General features: G+C 42.2%; 16 protein-coding genes. All 16 read left to right on the forward strand.

What is annotated here, in order from left to right; all coding sequences use genetic code 11:
- The first annotated feature begins 76 nt into the window (after window positions 1-76).
- On the forward strand, window positions 77-2,152 hold the full coding sequence (gene topA, locus ACXACN_RS04500) for a type I DNA topoisomerase (protein ID WP_474962640.1): 2,076 nt from the start codon (window positions 77-79) through the stop codon (window positions 2,150-2,152).
- Window positions 2,153-2,983: 831 nt separating this feature from the next.
- Window positions 2,984-3,883 carry a tyrosine recombinase XerC gene (gene xerC, locus ACXACN_RS04505; protein WP_474962641.1) on the forward strand — a complete coding sequence of 300 codons (900 nt, stop codon included), beginning with the start codon at window positions 2,984-2,986 and terminating at the stop codon, window positions 3,881-3,883.
- Window positions 3,884-3,888: 5 nt separating this feature from the next.
- Window positions 3,889-4,434: an ATP-dependent protease subunit HslV gene (gene hslV, locus ACXACN_RS04510; RefSeq protein WP_474962643.1), complete on the forward strand. Its 546-nt coding sequence runs from the start codon at window positions 3,889-3,891 to the stop codon at window positions 4,432-4,434.
- A gap of 12 nt (window positions 4,435-4,446) precedes the next feature.
- Window positions 4,447-5,844: an HslU--HslV peptidase ATPase subunit gene (hslU, locus tag ACXACN_RS04515; protein WP_474962644.1), complete on the forward strand. Its 1,398-nt coding sequence runs from the start codon at window positions 4,447-4,449 to the stop codon at window positions 5,842-5,844.
- Between the two features lie 25 nt (window positions 5,845-5,869).
- Window positions 5,870-6,649, forward strand: coding sequence for a GTP-sensing pleiotropic transcriptional regulator CodY (gene codY / locus ACXACN_RS04520; RefSeq protein ID WP_160913181.1), 780 nt, complete (start codon window positions 5,870-5,872; stop codon window positions 6,647-6,649).
- A gap of 538 nt (window positions 6,650-7,187) precedes the next feature.
- On the forward strand, window positions 7,188-7,580 hold the full coding sequence (gene flgB, locus ACXACN_RS04525; protein WP_474962646.1) for a flagellar basal body rod protein FlgB: 393 nt from the start codon (window positions 7,188-7,190) through the stop codon (window positions 7,578-7,580).
- A 3-nt stretch (window positions 7,581-7,583) separates the two neighbouring features.
- Window positions 7,584-8,036: a flagellar basal body rod protein FlgC gene (flgC, locus tag ACXACN_RS04530; protein ID WP_474962648.1), complete on the forward strand. Its 453-nt coding sequence runs from the start codon at window positions 7,584-7,586 to the stop codon at window positions 8,034-8,036.
- Between the two features lie 17 nt (window positions 8,037-8,053).
- Window positions 8,054-8,359 (forward strand): flagellar hook-basal body complex protein FliE, encoded by a 306-nt coding sequence (gene fliE / locus ACXACN_RS04535; RefSeq protein WP_474962649.1) that lies wholly within the window; start codon window positions 8,054-8,056, stop codon window positions 8,357-8,359.
- A gap of 62 nt (window positions 8,360-8,421) precedes the next feature.
- Window positions 8,422-10,026: a flagellar basal-body MS-ring/collar protein FliF gene (fliF, locus tag ACXACN_RS04540; protein ID WP_474962650.1), complete on the forward strand. Its 1,605-nt coding sequence runs from the start codon at window positions 8,422-8,424 to the stop codon at window positions 10,024-10,026.
- A gap of 12 nt (window positions 10,027-10,038) precedes the next feature.
- Window positions 10,039-11,052, forward strand: coding sequence for a flagellar motor switch protein FliG (gene fliG, locus ACXACN_RS04545; RefSeq protein ID WP_474962652.1), 1,014 nt, complete (start codon window positions 10,039-10,041; stop codon window positions 11,050-11,052).
- A complete protein-coding gene (fliH, locus tag ACXACN_RS04550; RefSeq protein ID WP_474962653.1) occupies window positions 11,045-11,797 on the forward strand; it encodes a flagellar assembly protein FliH in 753 nt (250 codons plus the stop codon). The genes fliG and fliH overlap by 8 nt, the downstream gene beginning before the upstream one ends.
- Complete coding sequence (gene fliI / locus ACXACN_RS04555) at window positions 11,790-13,097, forward strand: flagellar protein export ATPase FliI (protein ID WP_474962654.1); 1,308 nt, start codon at window positions 11,790-11,792, stop codon at window positions 13,095-13,097. The genes fliH and fliI overlap by 8 nt, the downstream gene beginning before the upstream one ends.
- 14 nt (window positions 13,098-13,111) lie before the next feature.
- Entirely contained in the window at window positions 13,112-13,561 is a 450-nt protein-coding gene (gene fliJ, locus ACXACN_RS04560) for a flagellar export protein FliJ (protein WP_474962656.1), read from the forward strand.
- A 4-nt stretch (window positions 13,562-13,565) separates the two neighbouring features.
- Complete coding sequence (locus ACXACN_RS04565) at window positions 13,566-14,144, forward strand: MotE family protein (protein WP_474962657.1); 579 nt, start codon at window positions 13,566-13,568, stop codon at window positions 14,142-14,144.
- Window positions 14,145-14,169: 25 nt separating this feature from the next.
- Window positions 14,170-15,609, forward strand: coding sequence for a flagellar hook-length control protein FliK (locus tag ACXACN_RS04570; RefSeq protein WP_474962658.1), 1,440 nt, complete (start codon window positions 14,170-14,172; stop codon window positions 15,607-15,609).
- An 8-nt stretch (window positions 15,610-15,617) separates the two neighbouring features.
- A complete protein-coding gene (gene flgD / locus ACXACN_RS04575) occupies window positions 15,618-16,085 on the forward strand; it encodes a flagellar hook assembly protein FlgD (RefSeq protein ID WP_474962660.1) in 468 nt (155 codons plus the stop codon).

Raw genomic sequence — 16,085 nt, forward strand, 5'->3', positions numbered from 1 at the left:
AAGGTAAATCAAAAACGAAAATATAAACAGAGTGTATGAAACACAAAGAGAAAACACCTCTATGGGAGGAACATATATGGCAGATTATCTGGTAATTGTAGAATCACCTGCAAAAGCGAAAACAATTGAACGATATCTTGGAAAGAAATACAAAGTGAAAGCATCTCTTGGACATGTGCGTGACTTGCCTAAAAGTCAAATGGGCGTGGATGTTGAGAATGAATTCAATCCGAAATATATAACCATCCGGGGAAAAGGGCCCGTACTGAAAGAACTAAAGACAGCTGCTAAAAAGGCAAAGAAAGTTTATCTCGCAGCCGACCCCGATAGAGAAGGGGAAGCCATTGCTTGGCATTTGGCCCACAGTTTGGATATTGATGACACCTCTAAATGTCGAGTCGTATTCAATGAGATCACAAAAGAAGCGATTAAAGATTCCTTCAAACAACCAAGGTCCATCGATTCAGATCTGGTTGATGCTCAACAGGCCCGACGGATCCTTGATCGACTTGTCGGATATAACATCAGCCCAATTCTATGGAAGAAAGTGAAGAAGGGATTAAGTGCCGGCCGTGTCCAATCCGTAGCTGTCAAAATTATCATTGATCGTGAAAATGAGATTAAAAAGTTCGAGCCTGAAGAATATTGGTCCATAGAAGCGGATTTCTTAAAAGATAAAGAGGCATTTGAAGGTTCCTTTTATGGTGTCGATGGTAAGAAAAAGGATTTGAAAACACAGGATGATGTAGAACAGATCCAAAAGCGGATGAAAGGGAAAGATTTCTCTGTAGATAAAGTGAACAAAAGAGAAAGAAAAAGAAATCCGTCTCTACCTTTCACTACATCCTCACTGCAACAAGAAGCTGCACGGAAATTAAACTTCCGAGCAAAGAAAACAATGATGATTGCTCAACAGCTTTATGAAGGAATTGACCTTGGTGGAAAGCAAGGAACCACAGGTTTGATTACGTATATGCGTACAGATTCCACAAGGTTGTCGAATTCAGCAAAAGAGGATGCAAAGCAATACATCGAAGGTAATTTCGGCAAAGAATTTCTAGGACAAAGTAAAGGATCCAAAAAGCAAGAAGGGGCACAGGATGCCCACGAGGCGATCAGGCCGACGGGAGCAGACCGTGATCCAAAAGCAATGAAGAGTATTTTATCCAGGGATCAGTATCGACTTTATAAGTTGATTTGGGATCGATTCATCGCGAGTCAAATGGCACCTGCAGTCTTGGATACCATGACCGTCCACCTTTACAATGAAGGGGTTGAATTCAGAGCTACAGGTTCTGAGGTGAAATTCAAAGGGTTTATGAAGGTCTATATAGAAGGCCGTGATGATAACAAAAAAGAGAAAGACAAGCTACTTCCTCATCTTGAAGAAGGGATGACAGTAAAAGCGGAGGAAATTAAGCCGAACCAACACTTTACACAGCCTCCTCCGCGCTACACGGAAGCCCGTCTTGTTAAAACGCTTGAGGAACTTGGAATCGGTCGACCTTCCACTTATGCTCCAACACTTGATACCATTCAACGACGGGGTTATGTCGCCCTCGATAATAAGCGCTTCGTCCCGACGGAACTTGGCGAGATTGTCTTAGAACAACTGAGAGAGTATTTCCCTGAAATCATCGATGTTGATTTCACGAAGGGCATGGAAGATGACCTTGATGCCATTGAGGATGGGAAAGAAGAATGGGTAAATATCATCAGTGAGTTCTATCATGGCTTCCAGCCGCGGTTGGAAAAAGCTGAGAAAGAAATGGAAGAAATTGAAATCAAAGACGAACCTGCAGGGATTGACTGTGAAAAGTGTGGGCATGAAATGGTGTATAAAATGGGCAGATACGGAAAATTCCTTGCCTGCTCAAATTTCCCTGATTGCCGCAATACAAAGCCGATCCTCAAGAAAGTCGGAGTCACTTGTCCAAAATGTAAAGATGGAGAGGTCGTCGAGCGGAAGAGCAAGAAAAACCGCAAATTCTTTGGCTGCGAAAACTATCCTGAGTGTGACTTCATATCCTGGGATAAGCCAATCAGCAGACCTTGTCCGAAGTGTGAATCTCTGCTTGTGGAGAAGAAGTCCAAAAAAGGCACGCAAATTCAGTGTACAGAATGCGACTACAAAGAAGAGCCTCAATCATGATTTAGTTATAAAACCAAGAGTCTATGACTATCCTTTTAGTTGTAGACTCTTTTTGTTTGTACTTATGAAATATTGTCATAATCAATATGTATTAAAGGATCTGGCAGAATTCTGTAAGACTCGATTTCGAGATGTTTCGGGGTTCGTTTGCCATAGGAGGCGTTAGGGGTGGCTAGGAAGCTACTCGCTTTTCTTTGGTGATTGAGGCAAGCCTACTTCGCACTGCGGGGTCTCGCCAGTCAATCCATTCCACGGGAGTCTCGCAGCTTCCCAACCACCCCATTCGAGACAGACAAACAACCCCACTTACAAGGATGTAGCGTCTTCCATTAACACTGCTTTCCAGTTGAAAAAGCGCTTCATAGCGTGCGTTATAGTACAGATGACTTCTTGTATGTAGTTGGATTTGCGAACTTCCATTTCGTCGGGAAGCTGTTTATTCTGGAAGTAGTTTCGAAATACTCATAAGGTCAAGGGGCGGAAGGGAATGGGGAGACTCCCGCGGAAAGCGAGCTATTCCCCGCAGCCCCGATCCACACAGCAAAAGTATCGAAACTGAGTCTTCAACTTAAGGTAGCGTTTGTGAGAATGGGCGATGGGTTTTTATGGAAGGGTATTTTTTGATTGACAGTGGTTATGTGGGACGCTATAATTACGCTTTGGTAAGTATACATACTTGACACGTATCCACAATATAGTACGGTTTCTTTGTATCGTTGATTCATTAGAGTTGGAAACAATTCAGAATTTTGTTACATTTTAATTAAATCCATTGTTATGTCAATGGATGATGTGATAAAATTTAGACGCCTTTGAGAGGTGGAAGGAATTATGCAGTCTTACAAAGAGCTTTTTATGGAATACCTTCAAATTGAGAAAAACGCTTCGCCTCTTACTTTGAAGCATTATGGAAGGGATTTAGACGAGTTTGAATCCTTTCTCACATCTGAAGGGTTGACGATCCAGGAATGTGAATATCCTTCGATTCGAATCTATTTATCCAGGCAGTATGAAGCGAAATATTCAAGAAGGACAGTTTCCAGAAAAATATCAAGTTTGAGAAGCTATTTCCGATTTCTAGAACGAGAGGAAATTGTCGTCCATAACCCATTTTTGAATGTGGTATTACCTAAGAAGGAAAGCCCTATTCCCAACTTCTTTTATGAAGAGGAGATAGAGAAACTATTTACAGTGAGTGATTTGCATACGCCACTGGGACAGAGAAATCAGGCTCTTATCGAACTTCTCTATGGAACGGGTGTGCGTGTCAGTGAATGTGTGAAAATGGAACTTTCAGATCTGGATTTTTCATTAAACACAGCTCTTGTTCATGGAAAAGGGAGTAAAGATCGTTACGTTCCTTACGGGCAATTTGCTGCAAAAGCACTTCAGACATATATTAATGATGGCAGAAAACAGTTGGCTTCCAAGAAAAATGAGTCGAGTAAACGAGTGTTTTTAAATGCCAAGGGTGGGCCTTTGACAGCTGATGGAATCAGGCTCATCTTGAAAAAGATGGTGGAAAACGCAGCGTTAACGGTGGATATTCATCCACATAAATTGAGACATTCGTTTGCTACCCACTTGCTGAACGAAGGTGCAGATTTGCGCTCAGTACAGGAATTATTAGGGCATGAACGACTTTCTTCAACTCAGATTTATACGCATGTATCGAAAGATCGTTTGAAAAATGTTTATATGAACAGTCATCCCCGAGCGAATAAGAGGTGAAAATGATGGAGCAGCAATTTCATGCAACAACGATCTTTGCCGTCCAGCACGAAGGAGAGTGCGCGATGAGCGGAGATGGCCAGGTAACATTAGGTAACCAAGTGGTAATGAAACATAAGGCAAAGAAAGTGCGTCGTTTGTTCAATGATCAAGTATTAGCAGGGTTCGCAGGTTCAGTCGCTGATGCTTTTACTCTTTTTGAGAAGTTTGAAGGAAAGTTAGAAAGCTATGATGGTAACTTAGCAAGAGCTTCCGTTGAACTTGCAAAAGAGTGGCGGAGTGATCGTGTTCTGAGGAAGTTAGAGGCGATGTTGATTGTCATGGATAAAGAAAACATGTTTCTCGTATCGGGTACAGGGGAAGTAATAGAACCGGACGATGGTATTCTTGCCATAGGTTCGGGTGGAAACTTCGCCTTAAGTGCAGGGCGAGCGTTGAAACGTTACTCACCGGAACAATCGGCTTCTCAAATTGCTAAAGCAGCTCTGGAAATTGCAGGAGAAATCTGCGTGTTTACAAATGATCAAATAATCCTGGAAGTTCTCGATTAAGGGGGACCATGAATGTCATTAAACTTGACTCCTAAACAAATTGTTGAAAAGCTCGATCAATACATTATTGGCCAGGAAAGCGCAAAGCGGTCAGTAGCGATTGCTCTTCGTAACAGGTATCGCCGCATGCAGCTAACGGACGATTTAAAGGATGAAATCGTACCGAAAAACATCTTGATGATGGGACCTACAGGGGTAGGGAAAACTGAAATTGCCCGGCGTTTGGCGAAATTAGTAGGAGCTCCATTTGTCAAAGTGGAAGCCACAAAATTCACTGAAGTTGGTTACGTTGGTCGTGATGTTGAATCCATGGTGCGTGACTTGGTGGAAATGGCCGTACGTATGGTGAAGGAAGAAAAAATGGAGGCTGTGAAAGACAGAGCAGAGGAGCAGGCGAACAAACGCCTCGTGAAACTGCTCGTTCCTTCCAAGAAAAAACAGTCCAATAATTTTAAAAATCCTTTTGAGATGATATTTAATCAGGGCAACCAGCAAGAAGTAGACTCAGATGAAAAGAGTGAAGAAGCGGAAATAGAGACTAAAAGAAGCCGCATTCGTCACCAATTGGACCTCGGTGAGTTGGAAGATCGAATGGTAACCATAGAAGTGGAAGAATCTCAATCTTCCATGTTTGATATGCTGCAGGGATCCGGGATGGAGCAAATGGGCATGAACATGCAGGATGCCTTCAGTCAATTCATGCCGAAGAAGAAAAAGAAACGAAAGCTTCCTGTATCTGAGGCTCGAAAAGTGCTCACACAAGAAGAGGCAGGGAAACTGGTCGATATGGACGAAGTCGGTCAAGATGCCGTAGCCAAAGTTGAACAGGCGGGAATGATTTTCATCGATGAGATCGACAAAGTGGCGGCGAAGGGCGACAACCAGGCGAATGTATCCCGTGAAGGTGTTCAAAGAGACATTCTTCCGATCGTTGAAGGATCGACAGTCGTCACTAAATATGGACCCGTAGCGACTGACCACATTCTATTTGTTGCTGCTGGAGCGTTTCATATGGCAAAGCCTTCAGATCTAATCCCGGAATTGCAAGGAAGGTTTCCGATTCGGGTCGAGTTGAATAAACTCAGTGTATCAGACTTCAAGAACATTTTGACAGAGCCTTCAAATGCTCTTTTGAAACAATATAAGGCATTACTTGAAATTGAAGGTATAAAGGTTGAATTTTCTGACGATGCTATTACTAGACTCGCAGAAATCGCTCATGAAGTGAATCAGGAAACAGATAACATCGGAGCGCGGAGGTTGCACACAATCTTAGAAAAATTGCTTGAGGATTTATCTTTTGAAGCTCCTGACGTAACGATGGAAACCATTGAGATTACACCTCAGTATGTAGACAGCAAACTATCATCAATCGTAAAAAACAAAGATTTGAGTCGTTTTATTTTATAGGGTGAACAACAAGGAGGAAATGAACATGAAACTATTAGACCGAGCACGTAAAATCAATGCAATGCTGCAAAAGACAACTGGTAAATCCGTGGACTTCAATGACATGTCCGCAACAATGCGTGATGTGATTGAGGCGAATACATTCGTCTTGAGCCGTAGAGGTAAGCTTTTAGGCTTTGCCATCAATCAGGAGATTGAGAATGAGCGAATGAAAGCGATGCTCTCAGAACGTCAATTTCCGGAAGAGTACACGCAAAATTTATTCAAAATTGAAGAAACAACTCCGGATATCGATATCAACAGTGAGTATACAGCTTTCCCTGTTGAAAACCGTGAGCTGTTTGAAAATGGACTGACAACGATCGTTCCAATCATTGGTGGTGGACAGCGTCTAGGTACGCTTATTCTGAGCCGTCTGAACAGTAATTTCAATGAAGATGATCTACTGCTTGCCGAATACGGTGCGACAGTAGTAGGTATGGAGATTCTTCATGAAAAAACAGAAGAAATCGAACAGGAAGCACGTAGCAAAGCCGTCGTACAAATGGCGATCAGTTCACTATCTTACAGTGAACTAGAGGCGATTGAGCATATTTTCGAAGAACTGGAAGGAAACGAAGGCCTTCTCGTAGCAAGTAAAATTGCCGACCGTGTCGGAATCACTAGATCAGTGATCGTCAATGCGCTTAGAAAATTGGAAAGCGCTGGAGTCATTGAATCCCGTTCATTAGGAATGAAAGGGACGTATATCAAAGTATTGAATAACAATTTCTTACTGGAGCTTCAAAAGCTTCGTACCAATTAAGTAAAAAGAACCGCCACTCTATATAGAGTGGCGGTTTTATTATGGGTGAATTTGCTTTTAAGAGAACGGTATGGTAGAGAGTAGCCTCTTCAGGAAAGCTTTAAATGAACAGGTCCTTGTGCCTCAGACATGCGGAGGGATTCTCAAAGAGTAGGATGTTTTTAATGGCGAGGAACTTCAGTTATCTTTGACGGCAACTTAGATTACTTGCTTGTTATTTGGAAACAAATAACCATTACCCACCATTGATAGGACGGTTTTTTTAACAGATTTAACCTATTTTCACTATCTTATGTCATGTTTTAAAAAGATGCATAATATATTCACTATTCGACAAAAAATTATGTAATAATGGTCATGATGGAAAAGATTTCGACGCATGGGAACAAAAACCAAATAGTGGGGAGATTATCCCTGATTCTTTTGGCGCGTTTGTAATACTCTCGTAAAAAAAGGGTTTTTTGTATAGACATAAGTACGTGAATTTTTTTACAATTGTGTCTGTGAGGATGGAAAAATGTCGAATAGAGGTGAAATTATGGCTTTTTTCAGTAGCACGATCACTAGTCTGGAGAATGCTTTGGACTATACATCAGCTAAAAATAGAGCAATCTCAAATAATATTGCGAACGTGGATACACCGGGATATAAAGCAAAAGGAGTCGCTTTTAAGGATGTCTTGAATCAAGAACATTCGATTCTGGAAGCGAAAAGAACGAATGAGCGCCACATACCCTTTACTAGCGACGCTGGGAAATCTTATCAGACATTTACTAAAACAAATACGAAGTACAATCATAACGGAAATAACGTGGACATTGATAAAGAAATGAATGAACTCGCACAAAATCAAATTCAATACCAGGCCCTTGTAGATCGGATGAGTGGGAAATTCCGCAGCCTGGAATCCGTTATAAGGGGAGGGAATTAATAGATGAGTATTTTTCATGCAATGAATAATAGTGCAAGTGCACTGACAGCGCAACGCTTGCGGATGGATGTGGCCTCATCAAATATGGCGAATGCAAACACAACGAGAGCTAAAGTTGGTGAAAATGGAGAATGGCAGCCTTATCGTCGTAAGATGGTCGTATTCGAGCCGTCTGAAAACAACTTTAGAAGTTTCTTACATAAAGCAGGCGGAAATTCTTCACAAGCAAGTGGTGTGAAAGCAACAGAAATCATAGAAGACGATGAACCATTCAAAATGGTATACAATCCCAATCATCCCGATGCTAATCAGGATGGTTATGTAGAACTGCCTAATGTTGACCCTCTGAAGGAAATGATCGATATGATGAGCGCAACTCGTTCTTATGAGGCAAATGTTACAGCCGTTAATGCATCAAAAAGTATGTTAATGAAAGCTTTGGAAATCGGAAGATAAAGTAAGGAGAATTCACCATGTCCAACCCTATTGTAAATTCTATCCCCTTAAGCCAACCTTCTCAAACGCAATGGAAGAAAAATGTATCTCCTGGGGAAGCTCATGCGACCTTTGCCAATCAGTTGAAAAATGCAATATCAGGGGTGAACGAAGCTCAAATTCTGTCTGACGAAAAGACAAAAGCTCTTGCTCGGGGGGAGATCAATGATTTGCATGATGTGATGATTACATCACAAAAGGCGAGCATTACTATGAAAACGGCCGTCGAGATGCAGAGTAAAGTCGTAGAAGCATATAAAGAAGTCATGCGTATGCAGGTGTGACTCTTCTATTTTTAATTCGCACTAAACCATTCGCTTAGGTCGTGCTTTTTTTGGGGGCAACTATGAAAGAAAAGATGAAAAAATATCAAGAGAGACTGACAACCTTTTGGAAAGAACGGAACAAATCTCAAAAGGGGTGGATGATTGGTGGGATCGCTGTCATCATTCTTATCCTTACCCTTACAAGTGTTTTCGCCTCCCGGACGAGTATGGTTCCTTTATACAGAGACTTGACCTTACAGGAAATTGGTCAAATAAAAACCGAACTTGAAACAAGAGGCGTTACCTATGAACTTGATCAGGGAGGTTCAACCATACTTGTTCCGGATACGCAGGCAGAGGGGTTGCTTGTCGACCTTGCTGCCGCCGGACTGCCCAATAGTGGAACGATCGATTATGGTTTCTTCAGTGGCAACACTTCTTGGGGGATGACAGATAATGAGTTTGATGTCATCAAACTGGATGCGATGCAAACCGAACTTGCAAATTTAATGAAAGGCATCACAGGTATTCAGGATGCTCAAGTCATGATTAACATGCCTAAAGAGCAGGTCTTCGTTTCTGAGTCGGCACAACCGGCTTCGGCCTCAATCGTCCTTAATGTTCAGCCCGGGTATCAAATTGAAAATAGTCAGATTGAGGCTCTCTATAATTTGGCCTCAAAGTCTGTACCCAACCTACCTAAAGATAATATCGTCATCATGGATCAAAATTTTAACTATTTTGACATAAATAATTCACCGGTGGGTGGCTCTGAGAATGCTTATACATATCAACAGAATGTAAAGAAAGACATTGAAAGAGACATTAAACAACGATTGCAGCGCATGCTCGGCATGATGATTGGTCAGCAAAAAGTGATCGCTACTGTTACAGCAGACATCGATTTCACGAAAGAAAACCGTGTAGAAGAACTTGTAGAACCTGTCGATCCTGAAACGATGGAGGGCCTGCCTGTAAGTGTAGAAAAAATTGAAGAGACTTACGAAGGTGGGATCCCTGAAGGTGGACCCGTAGGCACCGAGGAAGGGGACATTCCTGAGTATCCTGCTGGGTCGGAGGGATCGGGTGGCGATTACGAGATGAGTCGCGAGACCATTAATAACGAGTTCAACCGAATTAAAAAAAATATCGAAGAAAGTCCTTATAAGGTAAGAGACTTAGGTATTCAAGTGGCCATTGATAATACCAAAAGTGTCGGTCCCGAGGGCGAGGTTGAATACCTGACTGCTGCTGAGCAACAAACGGTACAGGAGAGCGTTCAGTCCATTGTTGATTCCATGATTACAACATCCATTAATGGTGAATACGGCGAAGTGGATACACAAGAAAAAGTATCGATTGTATTTCAGGAGTTCAATGGAGAACCTGAGTTTCCTGATCCGGGTGAGGGCATTCCTCTTTGGGTTTACATTGTAGGTGGTCTATTACTATTTACAATTATCGTACTTCTCATTGTTCTTACTCGAAAGAAGAGAGAGAAGGAAGAAGAGGAAGAGTACCTAATGTTTGAAGAAGAGGTCCCTGAAACGAAGCCTCAGGAAATCCCTTCAATAGAAGAACGAGAAGATGAAGGGACTCGAAAACGTAAGCAACTGGAAAAAATGGCCAAGGAAAAACCGGAAGATTTTGCGAAACTATTGCGATCATGGATTGCGGAAGATTAAGGAGGTCTTTGTATGGCCTTTAGAAAGTCGGAATTAACAGGAAAGCAGAAAGCCGCTGTCCTATTGATTTCTCTTGGGCCTGATGTAGCCGCTCAAGTGTATAAACATTTAGATGAAGAAGAGATTGAACAATTGACGTTGGAAATCTCTTCTGTACAAAAAGTAGATAGTAAAGAAAAAGAAGAAATTCTGGATCAGTTCCATCAAATTGCATTAGCTCAAGATTACATATCACAAGGTGGAATCGGCTATGCAAAAACGATTCTTGAAAAGGCGTTAGGCTCAGATGAAGCATCCAATATTATTGGGCGTCTAACTTCATCTTTACAAGTGAAGCCGTTTGATTTTGCAAGAAAAGCGGATCCTCATCAAATCCTTAACTTTATACAAAACGAGCACCCGCAAACCATTGCGCTCGTTTTGTCTTATCTAGACCCTGAGCAATCCGGACAAATCTTGTCTGAGCTTCCACAAGAACTTCAGGCGGACGTGGCGAGGAGAATTGCTACGATGGATTCAACATCTCCAGAAGTGATCAATCAAGTGGAGCAGATTTTGGAGAAAAAGTTATCAACGACCGTGACACAGGATTATACAGAAACCGGTGGAATTCAAGCCGTTGTGGAAGTATTGAATGGGGTGGATCGAAGTACAGAAAGAACGATCCTTGACTCCCTGGAAATACAAGATCCGGAATTAGCGGAAGAAATCAAGAAGCGGATGTTCGTCTTTGAAGATATCGTTGCCCTTGATAATCGGGCGATTCAGAGAATCATCCGTGATGTTGAAAATGATGATCTGCGTCTGTCTCTAAAAGTATCCAGTGAAGAAGTCAAAGACATTGTTTTCAGTAACATGTCTGAACGGATGGCGACGACTTTCAAAGAAGAGATGGAGTTCATGGGGCCTGTCAGACTTCGTGATGTGGAAGAGGCACAAACGAGAGTGGTCTCTACGATTCGCCGTTTAGAAGATGTTGGTGAAATTGTCATAGCAAGAGGTGGAGGAGATGACATCATTGTCTAAGTACAGACCTTCATCAAATGGTCGGGTGATTGGATTAAGACCCGTACAAGTTCAAGAAAGAACTGTTCAGGAAAATGACCTGGAGGAGAAAAAACGGCAAATCATCCAGGAGTTAGAACAAGCCCATAAAGATCTAGAGCAAGCAAGGCTTCATAGAAAACAGTCCATTCAATCCACTGAACAAGAAATCGATTCCCTTCGAGCTACTTGGGAAGAAGAGAAAAAAGTGATTGAAAATGAAGCTTATCAAAAAGGGATGGACCAAGGTTTCAGGCAAGGACATAAAGAAGGCTATGACGCTTTGCAATCCAGACTAACCCAGGCTAATGAAATCATCCAGCAAGCGAAAGCATCACATGACCGTATGGTTGCAAGCAGTGAAAGAACAATCGTGGAAGTGGCTATGAAAACAGCAGAGAAGATTCTAAACGCAAAACTGGAAGCAGATCCTTCAGTGTTTTTGCCAGTGGTTCAAAAGGTGATGGAGGAGGTCAAAGGTCAACCCGAAGTCGCTTTGTATGTCCATCCAGAAAAATATGAATTCGTTCACAAGCAATTTGAAGAGCTTGAACGGTTAATCGCACCCTCCTCGCACCTGAGTATTTATGTAGAAGAAGCGCTAGACCCACATGCTTGTATTGTGGAGTCGCAGTTTGGAAAGCTTGACGGAAGTATAGATACCCAGTTATCAGAACTCAGGTATCAACTGCTCGCTGTTGCGAACGAGGAGATGGGAAATGAATAATAGTCACCGTTATTTTGAGACAATCGTCAATACGGATTCTATGAAAAGGTATGGGAAGATCCATAGAGTTGTGGGACTCATGATTGAATCCAAAGGGCCGGAAGCCTCTGTCGGTGATCTGTGTTATATTCACACGTCTGATCATAAAGAAAAGATCGCAGCGGAAGTTGTCGGTTTCAACCATGAAAACATTCTCTTAATGCCTTTTCGGGAAGTGAAGGAAGTGCGTCCGGGAAGCATCGTGGAAGCAACCGGAGAACCGATGCGAATCAAAGTCGGCATGGGGCTTGTCGGTAAGATTTTAGATGCTACTGGACACCCGTTGGATGGAGGAGCCATGCCTTTAGGTTTAAAGGGGTATCCGACAGATCAAAGTCCTCCCAATCCACTTATGCGTCCACCGATTCATGAACCGATTCAAGTCGGCGTGAGGGCTGTCGATACGATGTTGACGGTCGGAAAAGGACAAAGAGTCGGCATTTTCGCAGGGAGCGGAGTTGGTAAAAGTACTTTGATGGGGATGATTGCAAGAAACAGTTCGGCGGATTTGAATGTAATCGCTCTGATTGGTGAACGAGGGCGGGAAGTAAGAGAGTTTATTGAGAATGACCTGGGTGAAGAAGGATTGAAAAACTCGATCCTCGTTGTTGCCACTTCCGATCAGCCAGCCTTGATGAGGGTAAAGGGAGCATACACAGCTACTGCCATCAGTGAGTATTTTCGTGACCAAGGGTATAACGTCAATTTGATGATGGATTCAGTCACTCGTTTTGCTATGGCACAACGCGAAATTGGCCTGGCTACGGGTGAGCCTCCTACAACCAAAGGCTATACGCCTTCTGTTTTTGCTCTATTACCTAAACTATTAGAACGAACAGGGTCGAGTACGAATGGAACGATTACTGCTTTTTATACCGTATTAGTTGATGGCGATGACTTGAATGAACCAATTTCTGATACTGTTCGGGGAATTCTCGATGGTCATTTTGTTCTTGATCGTAAACTGGCAGAGCAAGGACACTTTCCAGCGATCAATATTTTAAGGTCTATCAGCAGAGTGATGAAACAAATCGCTTCTTCTGAACATAAGGAATCTGCGGAGAAATTGAGGGCCCTATTAGCTACTTACGAAGAGAATAGTGAATTAATACAAATTGGAGCTTATAAAAAAGGGTCAAGTAAGGACATCGACCAAGCGATTTCTTATCACTCGGCCATCATTCAATTTTTGCAACAAGGGATTCACGAACCGTCCAGTTTTGAGAAATCAGTAGAGGATTTAAGAAATCTGTTCGTATAGGAGGCCCTTTAGACGTGGCTGATATTCAAACGTTTCAAAGAATCAGAGATCTAAGAGATCGAGAAAAGCAAAAGACTCAGAAAGTGTATCAGGATGCTGTAGATAAGTTTGAAAAACAAGCAGAAAAACTCTATGAATTTTTGAAAAAGAAAGAAATAGCGGAAGAAATGTTCGGAGAGAAAATGAACAATCATACAGTAAGAGCGGATGACATCGTCCGACATCAACGTTACATACAAGGTTTACAAGAGACGATTGATTTTCTTCAGCCTTCTGTCCAAGAAGCCAGAGTTCATATGCAGCAAAAACAAACCAAACTTTCTGCAGCTCACATAGAGGTGAAGAAGTTTGAAAAAATTATCGAGCACAAGCAGGATGAGCAATGGCATCTTATGAAAAGTGAAGAAAACAAACAGATGGATGAGCTCTCCATGCAACAATACTTAAATTTTCAGAATAGGTGATGAGATGGCAAAGAATGGACATACACAAAAAAACAAGAAATCCGTTTCTAAAATCATCGTTGCCATTTTGTTTCCCCTCATCTTCCTTATTACACTTTCATTAATTGTTCTCACGTTAAGTGGGGTCAACGTTTTTGAAGAAGCTGAGAAATACACAAGTCGCATTCCGGGATTATCCAACTCCGCTTCATCCGCTGAAAGTGGAGAAACGCAAGACGTCGAGGCGGACCGGTTACAGGCAGTCATTGCCAACAAAGAAGCTGAAATGGAAGATCTGCAAGCAGAATCTGATAGAAAGCAGAATCAAATCAGTGAATTGGAACAACAAGTGGTTCAATTGAAGGCCGATTTGGAAGATGCAAATTCAAAAGAAGAGAACAATGGGAAGTCAAAAGCGGCAGAGATGGCTCGATCCTTTCAGGAAATGGATCCTGAAAAAGCGGCCCCAATTATAGAGAACATGAACCAAAATTTAGCAGTCCAAGTCTTAAACGACGTAGCTAGTGAGGAAAGAGGAGAAATCCTGGGTCAGATGAATCCGGAAACAGCAGCAAACATCACGAGTATGATTATCGAAGAGTAAGCCTTCTTTGAAAGGGGGTGTGAAAATGAATACAGGTATCATGATTTTTGGGAAATCGCAAAAAATGGTGACCCATCCTAACATGAAACCAAAAGGCGACGAGAAGCCGCAAGGAGCATTCTTTGGGTCTCTTCTCATCGATTTTCAGAGGCTGTCATCTATGAAAATTGATAAAGAAGTCGATACAGAGGATAGCAAAGAGAAAGTTATAAAGATGATTGGAAAGTTGGAGAATATGCTCTTAAACCTACTTGAGCAAGGTGGACGGCCAGATGTCGAGGTCGCTGATGGGAAGGAAATCATTCAAAAAGTTAAAGAAACAGCTTCTGATGGACTATTCTTTAAGATGACTTCACACTTGCAAGAGTTCGAACAACGGTTCATACCTGAAGGTCCTAGTTTCCACTTATCCGCTGAGAAACAGGAACTGGCCATGACATTCAAGGAACTAACCTCATTGGTGGAAGAAGACATGGGGAAGAATGAAAGCTCAGTGTTGAACCTTCCATCATTACCATTCACCGAGAATGAAGTTTCTTCGGATCCGGACCATGACCTCACAGAGAATAACTTACATAAATCATGGCAGGAAATGAGAAAGATCCTTCAGACAATATCTCAAATTGATTCTTCGGCTCAAGGTTCTCATCGCACAGGTAAAAAGATGAAAGAGTTGCTGCAAACGTTCATGCAACTTGTTGAATCAATACCGAATAAAGAAAAGGGACGGGGACAGAGCGTAATGGAACGTGTGACTAAAGAAACTTCCCTTCAAGAAAAACAGGTGTTAGATAAACTGATGCTTATGTTTCAAAAGCGAATGGATGTCCCTAAATCTTATCACCAACAAACGCCGGTGACAGGAAGTGACATCGTCAAATGGGTGAAACAAGCATTGGGAGAGGGAGGGAAGCAGGATGCTAAGCTTCAACCACCCCAGCAACAGCCATTATCCAATGCATTTACGATCCCCATGACTAAAGTGGAGCAGCACGTGATTTACATGAATCAAAATCAGAACCAGAATCAAGGAGATTCTTCCCAGAAACAGTTGATCCATGAGTTGGATAGAATCATCCAGTCCAGTCGCATGTTCACAAATCCTAAAGGCAGCATGGAAATACTGATCAAGTTAAAACCTGGGAACCTCGGAGATCTAACCGTCAAATTTGCTCAAATCAATGGTGAAATGGCTGTGAAAATACTAGTAACGAGTCAAGCTGCTAGGGAGATGCTTGAAGGAAACAAATCACAATTGAGGCATATGTTCTCTCCGCAGCAAGTGGTAATTGAGAAGGTCGAAGCATCCACTTTACAACAACAGCTCCATGATCAGTTGGATAGCCGCGATCACGACCATGAACAACACCAAAGGCACGATCATGGTGGGAAACAAGACCAAAAGGAAGAGACAGAAGATGAAGAGCTCTCTTTCCACGAAATATTAATGAATGAGAAAGTATAGGTGATGGTATGACACGTATTGATCCTTCTCTATATTTGAAAAGTCAGCAGGTTCGGGGGACTGGTAGTAGCACGCTCGGAAAAGATGACTTTTTGAAAATCCTCATGGCACAAATTAAGAACCAGAATCCTTTGGACCCTATGAAAGACAAAGAATTCATTTCTCAAATGACAGAATTCTCAAGTCTGGAGCAGATGACCAACATGTCGCAGTCTTTTCAGAGATTCATGGACAGCCAGAATCTCCCTCCGCTTATTCAATACAGTGGATTGATTGGAAAAGAAGTCTCATATCCTGTCTATGATCAGGACACGGGTTTATTGGATCGTACCGAAACAGATGTTGTTCAAGCCGTCAATCAAAACGGGGGAGACACTTTCTTGGAACTGAAATCGGGAGTGAAAATTTCAGTTGGAGACATTACCAAAGTAAGTGATGGGGACGAAAGCTCTGAGACCCCTGTCGAAGAGGGGTAA

This window comes from Halobacillus sp. AWM4_238 (assembly GCF_056158265.1).

Excerpts from the sequence above, each read along its gene's own strand:
- topA (WP_474962640.1), top strand. The coding sequence starts at position 77 with ATGGCAGATTATCTGGTAATTGTAGAATCACCTGCAAAAGCGAAAACA.
- xerC (WP_474962641.1), top strand. The coding sequence starts at position 2,984 with ATGCAGTCTTACAAAGAGCTTTTTATGGAATACCTTCAAATTGAGAAA.
- hslV (WP_474962643.1), top strand. The coding sequence starts at position 3,889 with ATGGAGCAGCAATTTCATGCAACAACGATCTTTGCCGTCCAGCACGAA.
- hslU (WP_474962644.1), top strand. The coding sequence starts at position 4,447 with ATGTCATTAAACTTGACTCCTAAACAAATTGTTGAAAAGCTCGATCAA.
- codY (WP_160913181.1), top strand. The coding sequence starts at position 5,870 with ATGAAACTATTAGACCGAGCACGTAAAATCAATGCAATGCTGCAAAAG.
- flgB (WP_474962646.1), top strand. The coding sequence starts at position 7,188 with ATGGCTTTTTTCAGTAGCACGATCACTAGTCTGGAGAATGCTTTGGAC.
- flgC (WP_474962648.1), top strand. The coding sequence starts at position 7,584 with ATGAGTATTTTTCATGCAATGAATAATAGTGCAAGTGCACTGACAGCG.
- fliE (WP_474962649.1), top strand. The coding sequence starts at position 8,054 with ATGTCCAACCCTATTGTAAATTCTATCCCCTTAAGCCAACCTTCTCAA.
- fliF (WP_474962650.1), top strand. The coding sequence starts at position 8,422 with ATGAAAGAAAAGATGAAAAAATATCAAGAGAGACTGACAACCTTTTGG.
- fliG (WP_474962652.1), top strand. The coding sequence starts at position 10,039 with ATGGCCTTTAGAAAGTCGGAATTAACAGGAAAGCAGAAAGCCGCTGTC.
- fliI (WP_474962654.1), top strand. The coding sequence starts at position 11,790 with ATGAATAATAGTCACCGTTATTTTGAGACAATCGTCAATACGGATTCT.
- ACXACN_RS04565 (WP_474962657.1), top strand. The coding sequence starts at position 13,566 with ATGGCAAAGAATGGACATACACAAAAAAACAAGAAATCCGTTTCTAAA.
- ACXACN_RS04570 (WP_474962658.1), top strand. The coding sequence starts at position 14,170 with ATGAATACAGGTATCATGATTTTTGGGAAATCGCAAAAAATGGTGACC.
- flgD (WP_474962660.1), top strand. The coding sequence starts at position 15,618 with ATGACACGTATTGATCCTTCTCTATATTTGAAAAGTCAGCAGGTTCGG.